This window comes from Lewinella sp. IMCC34183 (assembly GCF_003390915.1).
Classification (GTDB): domain Bacteria; phylum Bacteroidota; class Bacteroidia; order Chitinophagales; family Saprospiraceae; genus Neolewinella.
Genome location: NZ_QMEM01000004.1, coordinates 235,684 through 251,781, shown reverse-complemented (window position 1 = coordinate 251,781; position 16,098 = coordinate 235,684). Strand labels below are relative to the sequence as shown.

13 protein-coding genes are annotated in these 16,098 nt (G+C 63.7%); 8 read left to right on the top strand and 5 right to left on the bottom strand.

The features are described 5' to 3' along the window. The first annotated feature begins 58 nt into the window (after nt 1-58). Nucleotides 59-1,507, top strand: a complete 1,449-nt coding sequence (locus DQG19_RS10815; RefSeq protein ID WP_116126271.1) for an MBOAT family O-acyltransferase — start codon at nt 59-61, stop codon at nt 1,505-1,507. Nucleotides 1,508-1,513: 6 nt separating this feature from the next. Further along, on the top strand, nt 1,514-2,353 hold the full coding sequence (locus DQG19_RS10810) for a hypothetical protein (protein WP_116126270.1): 840 nt from the start codon (nt 1,514-1,516) through the stop codon (nt 2,351-2,353). Nucleotides 2,354-2,361: 8 nt separating this feature from the next. Here the strand turns inward: DQG19_RS10810 and DQG19_RS10805 are convergent, their stop codons facing one another. The 3 genes from DQG19_RS10805 to ade form a co-directional block, all read right to left on the bottom strand. After that, nucleotides 2,362-3,051 carry a potassium channel family protein gene (locus DQG19_RS10805; RefSeq protein ID WP_116126269.1) on the bottom strand — a complete coding sequence of 230 codons (690 nt, stop codon included), beginning with the start codon at nt 3,049-3,051 and terminating at the stop codon, nt 2,362-2,364. Nucleotides 3,052-3,063: 12 nt separating this feature from the next. After that, complete coding sequence (locus DQG19_RS10800) at nt 3,064-4,815, bottom strand: TrkH family potassium uptake protein (protein ID WP_116126268.1); 1,752 nt, start codon at nt 4,813-4,815, stop codon at nt 3,064-3,066. Between the two features lie 96 nt (nt 4,816-4,911). Beyond that, the gene (ade, locus tag DQG19_RS10795) at nt 4,912-6,582 is read right to left on the bottom strand and encodes an adenine deaminase (protein ID WP_232826494.1); all 1,671 of its coding nucleotides are present in this window, start codon (nt 6,580-6,582) and stop codon (nt 4,912-4,914) included. A gap of 67 nt (nt 6,583-6,649) precedes the next feature. Here ade and DQG19_RS10790 point away from each other — a divergent pair, with 67 nt between their 5' ends. The 6 genes from DQG19_RS10790 to mscL all read left to right on the top strand — a co-directional run bounded on the left by DQG19_RS10790 (nt 6,650) and on the right by mscL (nt 13,156). After that, the gene (locus tag DQG19_RS10790; RefSeq protein ID WP_198661720.1) at nt 6,650-8,170 is read left to right on the top strand and encodes a mechanosensitive ion channel family protein; all 1,521 of its coding nucleotides are present in this window, start codon (nt 6,650-6,652) and stop codon (nt 8,168-8,170) included. 159 nt (nt 8,171-8,329) lie between these two features. Then, complete coding sequence (locus tag DQG19_RS10785) at nt 8,330-9,091, top strand: alpha/beta fold hydrolase (RefSeq protein ID WP_116126266.1); 762 nt, start codon at nt 8,330-8,332, stop codon at nt 9,089-9,091. A 75-nt stretch (nt 9,092-9,166) separates the two neighbouring features. After that, nucleotides 9,167-9,928, top strand: a complete 762-nt coding sequence (locus DQG19_RS10780) for a tetratricopeptide repeat protein (protein ID WP_198661719.1) — start codon at nt 9,167-9,169, stop codon at nt 9,926-9,928. Next, complete coding sequence (locus DQG19_RS10775; RefSeq protein WP_116126264.1) at nt 9,928-11,658, top strand: BatD family protein; 1,731 nt, start codon at nt 9,928-9,930, stop codon at nt 11,656-11,658. Before DQG19_RS10780 ends, DQG19_RS10775 begins: the two co-directional genes overlap by 1 nt. Nucleotides 11,659-11,661: 3 nt before the next feature. Then, entirely contained in the window at nt 11,662-12,633 is a 972-nt protein-coding gene (locus tag DQG19_RS10770; protein ID WP_116126263.1) for a hypothetical protein, read from the top strand. Nucleotides 12,634-12,694: 61 nt separating this feature from the next. Then, entirely contained in the window at nt 12,695-13,156 is a 462-nt protein-coding gene (mscL, locus tag DQG19_RS10765; protein WP_116126262.1) for a large-conductance mechanosensitive channel protein MscL, read from the top strand. On the opposite strand, the gene DQG19_RS10760 is transcribed toward mscL, so the two are convergent. Beyond that, the gene (locus DQG19_RS10760) at nt 13,083-14,456 is read right to left on the bottom strand and encodes a DUF5723 family protein (RefSeq protein WP_116126261.1); all 1,374 of its coding nucleotides are present in this window, start codon (nt 14,454-14,456) and stop codon (nt 13,083-13,085) included. The two genes, mscL and DQG19_RS10760, sit on opposite strands and share 74 nt — an antisense overlap. After that, a complete protein-coding gene (locus DQG19_RS10755; protein WP_116126260.1) occupies nt 14,453-15,994 on the bottom strand; it encodes a hypothetical protein in 1,542 nt (513 codons plus the stop codon). Before DQG19_RS10755 ends, DQG19_RS10760 begins: the two co-directional genes overlap by 4 nt. Between the last annotated feature and the right edge of the window lie 104 nt (nt 15,995-16,098).

The following is a 16,098-nucleotide window of genomic DNA, read 5'->3' as shown; positions in this document are numbered from 1 at the left end:
CCCTGCCCGCACCCCCCGACACTTCAGCACCGCACCCGCGGCCCCGCAATGGTTATGTATGTTATTTAGCTCGGTTGAATTCGCCGTTTTTCTGCCGCTGGTCTTTCTGCTGTACTGGTACGTCGCCAACAAGAACCTGAAGGTGCAGAACCTGCTGATCGTCGTGGCCAGCTACGTATTTTACGGGTGGTGGGACTGGCGCTTCCTCTCGCTCATCATTTTCAGTACGCTGGTCGATTACTCGATCGGGCTCGGGCTCCGGGGCGAGGCCGACCCCCGGAAGCGTAAGTTGTACCTGTGGACCAGCATCCTCATTAACCTGGGCTTCCTGGGGGTCTTCAAGTACTACAACTTCTTCCTCGACTCCTTCTACTCGGCCGCGCCGGGGATCCGGGCCGTGCTCGGATTCAATACGCTCGACATCATCCTGCCGGTGGGGATCAGCTTCTACACCTTCCAGACCCTCAGCTACACCATCGACGTATACCGGCGGCAGCTCGAGCCCACGGATGACCTGATCTCGTTCGCGGCCTTCGTCAGTTTCTTTCCCCAACTGGTGGCGGGACCGATCGAGCGGGCCACCAACCTGCTGCCGCAGTTTCACCGCGCGCGGACCTTCGACTACGGGCGGGCCGTGGATGGCCTGCGGCAGATACTCTGGGGGCTGTTCAAGAAAGTGGTCATCGCCGATAACTGCGCCGCCTTCGCCAACGATATTTTCAACAACTCGGCCGACATGAACGGCAGCGCCCTAGTACTCGGGGCCCTGTTCTTCTCCTTTCAGATATACGGGGACTTCTCGGGCTATTCCGACATCGCCATCGGCACGGCCCGGCTGTTTGGCTTCGACCTGATGCGCAACTTTGCCTACCCCTACTTCTCCCGCGACATCGCGGAATTCTGGCGGCGGTGGCACATCTCGCTGTCCACCTGGTTCCGCGATTACCTGTACATCCCGCTGGGCGGCAGCCGCGGCGGGACGTGGATGCGGATACGCAATACCTTCATCATCTTTATCGTAAGTGGGTTCTGGCACGGTGCCAACTGGACATTCATCGTCTGGGGGGCGCTGAATGCCGTCTTCTTCCTGCCCTTGCTGCTCACCAAAAGCAACCGGCGGAACCTGGACACGGTGGCGGAGGACCGGGCCCTGCCCACCTGGTCGGAATCCGCCCGCATGCTGGCTACGTTTGGGATCACCGTCTTCGCGTGGATCTTCTTCCGCGCGTCGAGTCTCGGCCACGCCTTCGCCTATATCCGCGACATCTTCACGCCCTCCCTGCTGCAACTTCCCAGTCTCAACAACCTGAAGCTGGCGGCCCTCACCCTGCTGTTCGTCGGGGTCTTCCTGGTCATCGAGTGGCTGGGCCGCCGTGATGAGTACGCGATCGAGCGGCTGGCCCTCCACCGGCCGCGGCCGCTACGGTGGGCGTTCTACTACGCCATTGCCCTGTCGATCTTCTGGTTCAGCGGCAGCGAGCAGGACTTCATCTACTTTCAGTTTTAGCCGGGTATGGTAAGATTCATCAAGACTACGCTGCTGTTTCTGGGTATCCTCGGGGGTATGCTGTTGCTGACCTTCGCCTACCGGTGGGTTACGATCCGGTCGATCGACTGGAGCCTGCCCGACGATACCCACGTGCTTTTCGTAGGGGCCTCCCACATTGCGAAGGGGGTCAACGACTCGCTCTACGAAGGAAGTGCCAACCTGGCTCTGGGGTCGGAACGCTACCTCTTCACCTACCTGAAGCTGGAGCGCCTGCTGACGGCGAATCCACAGGTGGATACCGTGTTCCTGGAGTTTGCCCCTACGGACATGCACCGCAATACCGACTCGAAGTACTACACGGCCAACGAGATGAGCCTTTACCTTCCCCTGTACTTCCCGTACTTCTCGGAGGAAGAATGGAAGCTTTACGGACGGACGAACGCTCCTACGGTCGCCACCCTGCTCGTGCAGAAGGTGCTGAAGGACATACCCCGGTCGATCCGTACCTACGGGCGGTTCAATCCCTCGGAAAAGCAATTCGACAGCCGGCAGGACCAGCACGAGATTGCCGAATGGCTGGACCGGGGGCACGCCATCAATTACCGGTACCTCAACAAGATCATATCCCTCTGCGAGGCGGAGGGCGTCAACCTGATTTTTCTGTACATGCCGATGTTCCGGCCAAGTGAATTTTACGACGAGGAGTACTACTACGCGACGTACCGCGACCAATTCTCCCAAATTGAGCTGCTGGACTACAGCGACCTGGAACTTCCCGATAACTTCCGGGAGGACGAGCACCACCTGAATAAATTCGGCGCCCGCTTCTTCACCGAGCGGCTGGTGGCCGACCTGCAGCGCTGACCGGTCCCCTAGCTGCGGCGTTTCAGGAAGTGTTGGAGGTCTTCGTTGGCGCCGTAGAGCACCACCAGCTCCCCGGCCTCGAGGACCTGGTCCGGCAGGACGACGCCCCGCACCACGGTATGTTTGCGGACCTTGCCGATCAGGCCGGCCTCATCGGTCTGCTTGATGGTGGAGAGGACGAGGAGGTTGTATTTCTTGCGGAAGCCGACCTCCTCGATCGTCTTGCCGATGTACTCGGCCGGCACGCCGGCCTCGATGATGCTATGGTCCGCTCCCAGCTCGAAGGAGTCCACCACGTTGTTGAGGGACAGTTTTTTGTCCCACCGGCCGGCGGCTTCCTCCTCGGGGTGGACGATCTCGTCGACCCCGATGGCTTCCAGCACCTTTTCGTGAATGGGGCTGATGGCCCGGCTGATGAGCCGCTTCACCCGCAGGTTCTTGAACAGGGCGGTCGCCATAATATTGGCCCCGCGCTGCTCGCCGATGGCTACGATCACCACGTCGGCATCCCGGAGCGGCAGGCCGGCCACGGCAAACTCGTTGGTGGCGTCCATGCAGATGGTGTGGGAGATCTTCTCCTTGTACTGGTCGACCTTCTCCATGCTGGTATCGATGCCGATGACCTCGTGGCCCCGGGCGGTGAGCTTCTGCGAGAGGGAGGCGCCGAAACTTCCCAGGCCGACAATAAGGTATTTCATGGGGCTAGTAATTTAGTTGATGGTGAGCTCTTCGGTGGGGTAGCGGTAGGATTGCATGCTGCTCTTCCGGTATACGGACACGAGGATCGTCAGCATACCCACGCGGCCGAAGAACATCACCGCGATGAGCACCATTTTACTGCCGATGGATAGCCCGCCGGTGATGCCGAGGCTCAGCCCAACGGTGCTGTAGGCGGAAAAGCACTCGAAGGCAATGCTGCGCAGGTCGGTTCCTCCGTCGAAGAACGTGATGGCCATGACGGCCAGCCCGATCACGAGCAGCGACAGGGCCATAACGGCGAAGGACCGCCGTACGGACAGGTTGGAAATTTCCCGGCGGAACACCTCGATGCGCTCTTCGCCGCGCGCGAGGCTGACGACGTTGAGGATCGCGATGGCGAAGGTGCTGGTCTTGATGCCGCCGCCCGTGGAGGCGGGGGAAGCGCCGATCCACATCAGGAGGAAGACCATCATCGTCGTTGGGAACAGCATCGCCGCATTGTCGATGGTGTTAAAGCCGGCCGTGCGCGGGGTGGTAGCGCCGAAGAGGGCGGTGACGACCTTGCCGACACCGTCGTGCTCCGCGAGGGTATTGTTGTACTCCAGGACGTAGAACAGGACGAAGGCGACGGCCGATATGGTAAAGGTCGTCACGAGAGTTACCCGGCTGTTGAGGTTAAGCACCCAGGGGGCGTGGGTGGCGGCCCGGCGGCGGGGGTGGAGCAGGTTCCGCAGCAGGTAGCGCAGGTAATTGATGACGTTGGAGACGATCGGGAAGCCGAGCCCGCCCAGCACGAAGGTGACGATAATGATGAGCTGCAGTGTATAGTTGTAGCGGAACTCCGGCTCGTACAGCCCGCTGCCCAGGGTAGAGAAGCCCGCGTTGCAGAAGGCCGATATAGAGTGAAACGCCGCGAAGAAAACGCGGTCGCCGACGGTCGGGTAGCTGCCGGCGTCCAGGGTGAAGTAGATGAGGAGGCCCGCCAGCAGCTCGACGCCGAAGGTGATCAGGATGACGTACTTGAGCACCAGGAATACCTCGCCGATCTTGTTCGAGTTGGTCAGGTCGCTCAGCACCAGTTGGTTTTCGTAGGTGGAGCCCCCCTTGAAGAAATAACTGAAATAGCTGGCGAAGGTCAGGATCCCGAGCCCGCCAACCTGGATCAGGGTCAGAATGATGCTCTGTCCGAAGGAAGTAAAGTAGCTGCCGGTATCGACTACGATGAGCCCCGTCACGCACACCGCGCTGGTGGCGGTGAAGAGGGCGTCGACGAAAGTGAGGCCTTGCCCTGCCGTAGCCCGCGGGAGCATGAGCAGCAGGGCCCCGAGCAGAATGACCGACACGAAACTGACCACGAACAGCTGGGCCGGATTGAGGAAGGTGCGGCGGTAGTTGAGGTTGACCTCCGAGATCTCGCGCACGAAGACCAGCGCCACGGCCGTGTGTATCCATATCGACCGCGCCAGGAGCGGGTAGCTTTCCGGCGCGGACTGCGCCACAAAGAAAGTCACCACGGCAAAAAGCGTGAAGAGGACCGTGAGGAGGTCGAATACGAAGACCTTGCGCTCCAGCCGTTCGAAGTTGTGGAAGTACCGGACGCCCAGGGAGGCCACGCCCGCCGTAAGTACGAAGAAGTAGTAGCCGTCGATGATCCGTTGGGTGGCATCGGGGTGCGCGAACCCGGATTCCGTCAGGAAGGCGAATATTCCCACCACGCTCGCCCACAGGGCCAGCGGATGGATCCACGTTAAGGTTGCTTTCATTGGGGAGCGGTGGGCCAGCGGATTCCGGGTAGGTAGAACACGGACATCCCCCGCCTTGCTCACCCCACCTCCGGGATTCTATATTTTCTATCCCGATCAGGCTTCCCGCACCCAGAGGTCGACCGGGACGAAGCGTTCACCATCGAACAGGCCGCGGTCGCTTAATTTGAGGCTGGGGATGACAAGCAGGGCCAGGAAGGACAGGGTCATGAAGGGAGCCTCCAGCCCGCAGCGCAGCTTGCGGCGCACGAAGCCGCTGAGCTCCCCGTAGCGGGCGGCCACCTGCGGCCCGCGCTCCGCGCTCATGATGCCGGCGACCGGCAGCGGCAGCACTTCCAGGTATTCATCGCGGCCGGCGGCGATGCCGCCGCCCTCGGCGATGACGGCGTTGACCATGCGGCAGATGGCCGCGTCGTCGACGCCCACCGCTACGATGTTGTGGCTGTCGTGGGCCACGCTGCTGGCGATGGCACCGCGTTGCAGCTTCATGCCCGTCACGAAGCCGATGGCCGGCGGCGCGTCCTGGTAGCGGTTCACCACCACGATCTTGAGCAGGTCGCGTTCGGGGGCGGAGACGGGCCGCCCTTCGGCATCCAGTACCGGCGTCATTTCGCGGGCCTCGGTGACCAGCTCGCCATCGGTGACGCCGATAACGCGGATCTTCCCGCCGGCCGGGCCGGGGGCGGCGCGGAAGTCGGCGGGGGACTTAGGTGAGCAGTGAAAGTTGTTGATCGGTTCGGGGCGGTAGTCGGGGAGGCGGTGGGCGCCGGCCTCCGCGACCTGCCGGCCGTTGATCCAGGTGGCCATGATGCCGAAGTGGCGCAGGTCGTCGACCTGGATGAAGTCGGCGCGGTCGCCCACCCGCAGCCGTCCGATGTCGAGGCCGTAGTGGTCGACGGGGTTGCGGCAGGCGATGCGCAGTACGTTGAAGAGGTCGTGGCCGCCGCGTACGGCGCGGATGACGAGGCGGTTGATGTGGCCGGCCAGCAGCGCGTCGGGGTGGCTGTCGTCGGTGCAGAACATGATCCGGTCCGGGAACTCATCGATCAGCTCCTCGAGGGCGGCGTAATTTCGGGCGGCGCTGCCCTCGCGGATGAGGATCTTCATGCCGGCGGCCAGCTTGTCGCGGGCCTCGGCGGCGGTGAAGCACTCGTGGTCGGTACTGATGCCGGCGGCGGCGTAGGCGGCGGCTTCCGCCCCGCGCAGGCCGGGGGCGTGGCCGTCGACCGGCTTACCTGCGGCGTGGGTAGCGGCGATCTTGGCCAGGAGGTCCGCATCCCCCTGCAGGACGCCGGGGTAGTTCATCACTTCGCTCAGGTAGCGAATTTCAGGGCGTCGTACCAGTTCCGCCACGGCTTCGGCGTCCAGCACCGCACCGGCGGTCTCCGCAAAGGTGGCCGGTACGCAGGAGGGGGCGCCGAAGTTGATGCTCAGGGGGGTGTGGCGCGCGTTGTCGATCATGTACTCGACGCCTTCCAGGCCCATCACGTTGGCGATCTCGTGGGGGTCGCTCACGGTGGCCACCGTGCCGTGGACGACCGCCAGCTTGGCAAACTCGACGGGCAGCAGCATCGACGACTCGATGTGCACGTGGGCGTCTACGAAGCCGGGCAGGATGAACCAGCCGCGCTTGTCGCGCTCGGGGTCGCGGTCGATCCGCGCGATGCGGCCCGCGTCGTCGATAGTCACGACCGCGCCGTAAATTTCGCGGGCGTCGAGATCGACGTACCGGCCCTTGATCTCCTGCATATTCGTTGGCTTTGTCATGGCCCAACGGTTTGGCGGGCGGCGGGTTGCAAGCCGGGCCGCGTTAGGGGCTTACTTTTGCGTGCGCATGGACAGACTACGGCAGCTTCAACTACTGGACATCGACGGCTTCACCGTCAGCGCCTACCAGCTCCTGCTGATCGCCCTGGCCTGCGTGGTGCTGCTGGGTACCAACCACCTGATCATCCGGCGCCTGCTGCCGTGGTACTACGGCCGGGAGGCGGTTTCGCCCAAGAACCGGAGCCGGGTGCGCGGCGTGACCCGCTTTTCGCTCTTCAGCCTGCTGGTGATCGTCATCCTGCGTATCCTCAACATCGACATCACCTTCGTCGACGAGGCTATCCAGGATGCCTCCAGCAGCGACGGACCGCCGGTGTACTTCACCATCCGGATCAGTACCATCGTCAAGGCCCTGATTGCCTTCATCTTGGCCAATGTACTGGACATCTTGATCGAGGAGTTGCTCGTGCAGCGCTTTTACCGTATGCACCGCTCTACCACCCCAACGGCGGCGGTCCTGTCCGAGCAGGAGGCGTCGGCCGAGCGCTTCCGGGCGGTACGGCCGTTCATGTACGCCCTGGCCACCCTGGTGGTGCTGCAGGATACGGGGCTGGCCGATTACGTGTTTTACTTCTTTACGGAGCGGACCACCAACGGAGAAACGATCGTAACGGGTACGATCACCGTCGGCAACGTGGTACTGGCGGTGGGGGTCTTTCTCTTCCTGCGTCTGTTGCTGATGGCAATCACCAACCTCATCCTGGGGGCTTACTACCGCCGGTCGAAGGTGGACACGGGCAGCCAGTACGCCATCAACCGCCTGATCACCTACTTCGTGTACGTGGTGGGCGTGCTGCTGGTGCTGCAGGCAGCGGGCTTCAACCTATTCGCGCTCTGGACGGGGGCGGCGGCCCTGTTGGTCGGCATCGGCATCGGGCTGCAGCAGACCTTTAATGACCTCATCTGCGGAGTCATTATCCTCTTCGAGCGGGGGGTAATGGTGGGCGACGTGGTGGAGATCGCCGATCACCAGGTGGGTACGGTCCGCAAGATCGGCGCCCGTACCGCGACGGTGGAGACCCGCGACGACATCATCATCTTCGTCCCCAACTCCAAGCTCATCGGAGAGAACGTGATCAACTGGAGCCACGTGGAGCGCAAGGCCCGCTTTCACGTGGGCGTGGGCGTCGCCTACGGATCGGACACTTCGCTGGTGAAGGAAATCCTGCTGCAGGTGGCGGCCGATCACCCGCGCATCTTAAAGACCCCCAACCCGATCGTGCGCTTCCTCGACTTCGGGAGCTCCTCGCTGGACTTCGAGATCATTTTCTGGTCGCGCGACCTCCTCCGCATCGAGGATATCAAGAGCGACGTACGCTTCGGCATCGACCGGTCCTTTCGGGAGCGGGGCGTGGAGATCCCCTTCCCGCAACGCGACCTCTGGATCCGCGGCGGCCGGGGCCTCGACCGCGTCATCACCACCCAGGAGGCCGCCCACGGCCTGGCCCGGGGCAACGGCCACCCGCAACCCGAAGAGGAGAAAAAGGATCAGCCGGAAGAAGGCGGCGCGGACGCGGGTGCGGTGTAGGTGCCCGGCGGCCGGTACGATGCGGTTTCCGACCGCGAAGTTCAAGGCGCTTCCCCAGCGCGCCGGTCTGAATGTTTTGGTAAAAGCGTACCTCCGCACAGCGAACCTCCACGAAGCCCCCCGCGTCCTCCCTGTGCAACCCAACCTTATACCCACCCCATGGATCTCAACTACAAAACCTACGGCGAGGGCTATCCGCTCGTCATCCTCCATGGCCTCTTCGGCAGCCTGGACAACTGGTCGACCCTCGCCCGCCGGTGGGCGAAACGCTACCGGGTGATCCTGGTGGACCTGCCCAACCACGGCCGTTCACCGCACACCGACGAGATAACCTACCCCCAGCTGGCCCACGACCTGGCCGCGTTCCTGGAGGGGATAGGAGTAGATGCGTGTTACCTGCTGGGCCATAGTATGGGGGGCAAAGTGGCCATGCAGACCGCTCTGACGTATCCCGGCCTGGTCGAGAAACTGGTGGTGGTAGATATGGCGCCGCGGCAGTACGGACGCGGCCACGACGACGTCTTTGCCGCCCTCAGAGCCCTCGACCCGAGTAGCCTGGAAGATCGTCGCGACGCCGATGCGGCCATGGAGCCCTACCTGCAGGAAAAGGGGGTGCGTCAGTTTCTCCTCAAAAACCTCGCCCGCGACGACGAGGGCTTTCGCTGGCGCATGAACCTGGAAGTGCTGGACAACGACTACGAGAACCTCATCGCCTCGGTCGGTACTCTCGGGCAGACCTACCCCAAGCCCGCCCTCTTCCTGCGGGGGAGCAAGAGCGGATACGTAAAGGAGGAGGACCTGGACGGCATCCTGCGCCACTTCCCACAGGCGCAATTGACCACGATCCAGGGGGCCGGGCACTGGGTACACGCCGAGCAGCCAGAGGAGCTCTACACCCGGGTCGCCGAATTTCTCAGCTAGCCAGGCGGACATCGGATGTCGCCGACATCCGATGTCCGCCTGGCTAGCCCCGTAAATCCCGTAACTTGCCCCCCGATGCATTACCGGACCTACATCACCTTATTCCTGTTACTCTGCACCTGCGCGCCCGCCCTGAGCCAGAGCAGCCACCGTGCCCTGCGCCGCGGCGACCGGGCGTACAAGGATGGCAACTACAGCGAAGCCGAGCGGGAATACGGCAGCGCAATCCAGGACGAAAACAGCGCCAAGGGCAACTACAACCTCGGCAACGCCCTCTACGAGCGCGGCGAGTTCGGGGAGGCCGCCAAGCGCTACGAAGAAGCCGCCGGACTGGCCGATGACCCGGAAATCCGGTCGCGGGCCTACCGCAACCTCGGCGACAGCTACTACCGGCAGCAGGACTTCAAACAGGCCGTGGAGAGCTACAAGCAAAGCCTGCGCATCAGCCCCGACGACGCCGAAACGAAGTACAACCTCACCAAGGCCATCCGGGAGATCCAGCAACAGCAGGAACAGGAGCAGCAGGAGAACCAGCAGCAGGACGGCGACCAGCAGGAACAGGAGCAGCAGCAAAACGGCGAGGGCGGCGAAAACGGCGACCAGCAGCAACAACAGCAGCAAGCCGGCGAGCAGTCGGAAGACGGCGAGCAGTCCGAACAGGAGCAACAGCAGCAGCCGGGTACCCCCGGCCAGCCGAACGCGAACCCCGACCAGCCGCAGATGAGCCGCGAGGAGGCCGAACGGCAGCTCGGCATCGCCGCCGAGGAGGAAAAGCGGACCCTGAGCCGCCTGCGGCAGGCCGACCAGCAGGGCTGCACCGGAAACAAGGACTGGTGATGCCGCTGCGCCTCTCTCTCCTCACCCTCCTCCTGGGCTGGGCCGCGCTCGGATTCGGTCAGCACCAGGACATCACCTTCACCGCCGAGGTGAGCAAGGAGCGCATGCTCCGGAACAGCACCCTGGAATACAACCTGACGCTGCGCAACGCCCAGGGGGAGAACTTTCAGCCGCCCCCCTTCACCGACTTCGACGTGATCCAGGGGCCCAACCGGTCCATCGGCACCACCATCGTCAACGGCGTGGCGACCAGCGAGATGACCTTCTCGTGGATGCTGCAACCGAAGCGGATCGGCACCCTCACCATCGGACCCGCCTCCGTAGTGGCCGCCGGGCGCACGTACCGGGCCAATTCGAAGAGCGTCACCGTGCTCGAGGTCGACGACGCCTCCCTGGCCGCCGCCCCGGAAAATTTCCTGCGCGCCGAGGTGAGCACCGACGAGGCCTACGTGGGCCAACAGATCATCCTGAACCTCAACCTGTACGCCTCGGTCAATCCGATCTCCCGCAATATGGTGCGCGAACCGGACCTCGACGGCTTCTTCGCCCGGCCGCGCCGCCGCTTCGATGCCTCGCCGGTCAACGTGATCGTGAACGGCCGCGAGTACCAGCGGCGTACCTTGGCCAGTCTGGCCCTGTTTCCCATCAAGAGCGGCGTACTCACCATCGATCCCTACCGCATGGTGATCGGCGCCGTACGCACCCGAACCAACAGCAGCTTTTCGCGCCGCTTCACGGAGCAGATCCCGGTCAATTCCGATACCCTGCGCATCACCGTGCAGGAGCTCCCGCAGCCCCGGCCCCCCGACTTCAGCGGTGGCGTGGGTACCTACCGCGCGGACGTGCAGATCGACCGCGACCGGCTCACCACCGACGATGCACTTACCCTCACCCTCCGCGTGACGGGGCAGGGCGACATCCAGCGGTTCGAGGCGCCGGCGCCGGTCGACCCGGCCAACTGGAACATTTATGATCCCCGGGTCGTGGAGGAGGAGTTTTTGGACAGCCCCTCCGGCATGTTCGGCCGTAAGACCTTTCTGTACCAGCTCGTGCCGAAGCGGGCGGGCACCTACGACGTTGCCCCCTCGGTCACCTACTTCAATACGGACAGCGGGCGCTACGTGTCCCTTACTCCGGAATCCTATCCCATCACGGTGACGGGTGGCAGCGGCAACACTACCTACTCCATCGACACGGCCGTAGCGGTCGCCGACTCGCTGGTGCTACGGCCCGCCGGCACCCTGCCCCCCGGCCGCCGGTACGGGGGCAGCTTTGGGGGCAGCCCCCTCTTCTGGGCCCTCGTGGTGCTCCCCCTGCTCCTGGGCGGCGGTGCCATCGGGTACAGCAACTACCGGCAGCGGCTCGCCGACCGTGACCCGGCCATCCTGCTGCGCGAGCGGGCCGGAAAGGTCGCCACCGCCCGCCTGAAGGAAGCCCGCGGTCACCTGGAGCGGGGCGAGGCCCGCCCCTTTTACGACGCCGTCGAGGGAGCCGTGCTCCGGTACCTGCGCGAGCGGTTCAGCCTGCCGGTGCGGGATCTAGACCGGCGTAACATCGCCACCGTTCTGCGCGAGGCCGGTGCCGACGAATCCCTCACGGAGCGCTACGACCGCCTCCTGGCGCGCTGCGAGATGGCGCTCTATGCGGGGCAGGATTCCGCCGCCGACCTCGACGCAACCTACACCCAGGCCTCCGCCCTCATCACCGAGACGGAGCGGCAGCTTCGATAGCCCATGCTTTCTCTCTTCCGTACTAACCAGTCGTTTGCGAGCCTGCTTCTTTTCGGGTACGCCCTGCTGCTGCAGGTGCCGCTCATACTGCTGGGCCCTCCGGAGGCGGCCCGCACCCCGACGTATACCGGCGGGTGGCTGGCCGGCGCCGTACAGGCTTCCCCCTGGTTGGTCATCCTGCTGCCGCCCGTGCTGGTGGCCCTGGCGGGCATTCTGGCCAACCGGGTGTGCGACCGCTATCGGTTCGCGGCCACGAGTACTCAGTTTCCGGGGCTCGTGCTGGTGTTGCTCTGGGCGATGGTGCCCGTCTTTCACGCCTTCGACCCCGTCCAGGTGTGTCATCTCTTCTTTCTCCTCGCGCTGGGTTCCCTGGGGAGCACCTACAAGGGGCGGGAAAACTCGGTGGCCCGCTTCAACGCCGGGTGGTGGATCGGCCTGGCTTCCCTGCTCGTGCCGACCTACCTGCTTTTTTTGCCGGCCTTCATCGTCGGGATAAGCATCTTCGCCGCCGTCAATTTCCGCAACATCAGTCAGTTGCTGGTCGGTACCGTGGTCGCCTACTTACTGGCGGGGACCGTAGCTTACCTGTCGGGCGACGGGCAGACGTTCCTCGACGGACAACTGGGTGGCTTCGGCTTCGGCAACTTCCTGCCGGCCAATCCCTACGACCTGGTCGGGGCGGGTGTGCTGGGCTTCGGCATCCTGGTCGTGGTGGCGAGTGGCGGCAACCGGGCCCTGCTGAGTATCGAGGGCAATAAGAACACGACCTTCGCCTACTTCGCGCTCCTCTTTACGCCGCTGGTGGCCCTGCTGGGCGCTGAGGTAGCGGTATCCGATGTCCAGGTACTGGTGCCACCGCTCGGTATGCTGCTCGGCCTCTGGCTGGCCCGGCGGCGGGATGCCCCGGCGGAACTGTACCACCTGCTGGCCTTTGTCGCGGCGGTCGTCCTGACCGTGGTACGGCTACGGTACTAACAAAACGGCTTCGTACCGGTTATGGGGCAACGTAAAGTCTTCTAACCAACCCACTTTGCATATGGCCGGATTTTTGGCAGAATTCAAGAAATTTGCCGTCAAGGGAAACATGATCGACCTGGCGGTCGGCGTAGTAATCGGCGCGGCCTTTAACAAGATCGTCGACGTACTCGTCAAGCAGATCATCACGCCTCCGCTCGGGTACCTCACCGCGGGAATTGAGCTGGCCAACCTGCAGTGGGTCATCCGGGCACCTACCGTGGGTGAGGACGGCGAAGTGATCGATCCCGGCGTCATTATCGGCTACGGACTCTTCCTGGAGGCGATGATCGATTTCCTCATTGTCGCCTTCACCCTCTTCGTCATCATCCGCTTTATCAACTCCCTCCGGGAAAAGGCGGAGGACCCCGGCAACGTGACCGTGCCCACCCCCAAGGATATCCAGCTGCTTACCGATATTCGGGACGAAATGAGGCGGATGAACGCTCCGGAGAACCGAGCGCCAACGACGCCCCGATCCTGATGCCGGAGACGGCCGGACTACCGGACGCCAGCAGGCTTATCAGCTTATCCGAAGCTACGAACAACCGGAATTGACCCGGCGTGGCGTAGAGGTGTACCCCCGCATTCACGGGGTATCCCGCGCGGTGGTTCACGTTCAGGCCCACCCGCAGCCAATCGGTCACGGTATATCGCCCGGTGAGGGCCAGGGCGGCGGCCGTGGCGTCCAGCCGGTCCTCGATGACCAGCAGGGCGCCCAGGGTGAAGCGGTCGTTGAGATCGTATTCTCCCCCCAGGTAGAAGGACGGCGCGACCTCCGTACGAAAGGCGGCCGCGTCGGCCTGCGGATTGAAGGTGCTGACGAGGCTATCCACCGCCGTGGCGAGGGAAACGGAATCCCGGAGCAGGTCGCGCAGCACGTCCGCCCCCGTGAAGGTATTCGTGCCGGTGAAGCGCAGGCTGGTCACTTCCTCCTTCCAGTTGATGCCGGCGGCCAGGTCGGTGACCGAAGCATTCAGGCGTAACCGGTCGAGGTTCATGGCCACCCCGAGATCGATACCGACGCCGCGGTTGCCGCCGAACAGGTCGCCGGCCCGCAGCTGGTAGGGCCGGTAATCCAGCTGAATCGTATTGAGGTCCTCCCCGTACCGAACGGCCCGCGCCGTTTGCAAGGTGATATCCTGTTCCAGGGTGAGGGCGTAATTTTCGGTGCCCGTGGTCAGCCGCAGGCTGCCGGCGTCGGTGGTGGTTACCGCCGAGGTTCCGGCGAGGTACTTGATCCGTCCGCCCACGGCTACGGTTCCGGAAAGTGCGTAGCTGACTCCGAGACCGACTTCGTGAAAGCTCTGTATGGTACCCCGCGGCGCGATTTCCACGGTGGCTCCGATAAAGGGGGCGTTGCCGAAGGCTGCCAAATCCACCAGCGCCCCCCGGTATTCCGCCGCCCCCTCCGTCCGCAGTCGGTGGTAGGCCCCGAAGGCCCAGCGGTCGCCACGTACGGCCAGCCCCAGCGTCTCCAGGGAAAAGACGTCTTCCACACCATTGCGGTCCTCGGTCAGGGCAGCCAGTGCCTCCAGGCTGAGGAGCCGTTCGCCGGCGGCGTTCACGAATAGGTCGGCGTACCGCACGTTCTCCAGCCGCAGGTCGTTAGCTACCCCCGGCAGGCCCACGGTGACCCCGGTGGGCAGGAAGTGGTGCATGGTGGGGTTGTGGTAGGTAGACTGCCAACTCCCCGACAGTACGGGGGCGGTAAGGTTCTGTGCTGCCAGCGGGGTGGTCAGGAGGAAGGTGGCGGCGACGAGCAGGCGTAGCGGTTGTCTCATGGCTGTTCGAGCGTTAACCGCGCGCCGATACGGACGCGGAGCGTTTGTTCGTTGGTGATGCGCACCGGCCGGGTGCCCCCGTCGAGGGTAGCGAAGGAAGTAGTCAGGACGAGGGAACGCGCCTGCCGGATACGGGTCAGCGCCTCGCCGGTAATCGGAATGTCGTTGGTGGCGCGCACGGTACCCAGGGGAGTCCCGCTGGGGTCGGTTTCACTGGCCTCCATGATGAGCAGTTCGCCGTCGGTCAGGTCGGCGACCGGGCTGCCGAGCGAGTCAACGAAGGTGCCGCTCAGCAACAGGTCGAGCGGCAGGTCGCTGTCGGTGGTCACGCGAAAGGTGGCGGCGGTGACCTCCCCGTACTGCTCCCCGAGGTTGACGGGCAGCGTGTCGGTGACCTCGAAGTCACGCGCCGATCCGTACAGGGGCAGTTCCAGCGTCACGGTCGCCGCGTAGGAATTGGTGTCGGACAAGAAGCCCGTCTGCGTCGGATCCGCATCGGGGTTGATCTGCGCGCTGATGCGGTAGTTGAGGGCCACGGGGCGTGCTTCCAGCAGGTCCAGCAGATTACTATTTTCCTTGTCGACGACGTAGGTCGTCGTGGCGTTGTCCCCCGGCTCACGGGGATAGTCAAAGCGGAACCCCTCATCCACTATTTCCCCTTCCACCGGGATCCGCCGCCCGTCGGCGGTCTCTACGTTGAGGGACTCCACTACCGCCCGGGCAGGGACCCCTACGCTGCTGCGTACCTGCACCACGATGCGTGGATCTACGAAGGTTACGTCTCCGCTCAGGTAATTTTCAAAGAAGTCAATCGCCAGCTGGTCATCTACGCCGGGGTAGGGGAGCTGCCCGAAGTAGCCCTCCAGGTAACTGAATTCGAGATCCGAAAGCAGCAGCACCGTCCCCGGTCCGGGCTTCAGGGGAGTACCGTCGAGGGCGTCGATGGAGTATTCGATCCGTAATTCCTCGTCGGAAAAGTTGAGGACGTAACCTGCCAGGTCCAGGGGCGCGCCCGCGTTGGTGAGCGTCGGCCGGTCGCCCGAGCCGGAATAGGCGGGGAGCTCACCCGTGATGGTCGCTACGGCATCGTTGTTTAGGAAATTCGTCAGCCTCAGGGTGAGGCGTACCGGCTGATCGTAAGGGTTCGGTAGCACGTAGGTCAGCCGGCCGGCCCCCAGGCGCGCCAGGTCGATCGATGCCCGGTTCGGCAAGGGGAAGGGGAGGCGGGTGTCCCGCTCGGTGATGGGCAGCGGGATGCCGCGGCCCAGTTCCCGCAGGTCGGCAAAGATCGTCTCGCTGGTGACGGGCGGTACCGTATCGCTGTAGCGGAAGCGTAACAGGCCATCCGGGTCGACGGTCAGCAAAAATCGCTCGTCGACACTACCGAGGAGATCGGTCAGGTCTACTTCGCTGTCCACCAGGGGGATGGCGAATTCGGCGGACTGCCGCACCCCCCCGAGATCGTCGAGATCGTCGGTGAGTGAACTGCATCCGGTGGCACCGAGGGCGAACAGAATGGGAAGTAAAACCTTAAACATAGCAAGGAAGGTAAGGATCCACGAAGGGGCGGGGCCGCAGGTGCAATGTCAGTTAATTTTGGCGTAAGCGGCTTGGCGGGGACTCCCCGGACCGTTATCTTCCG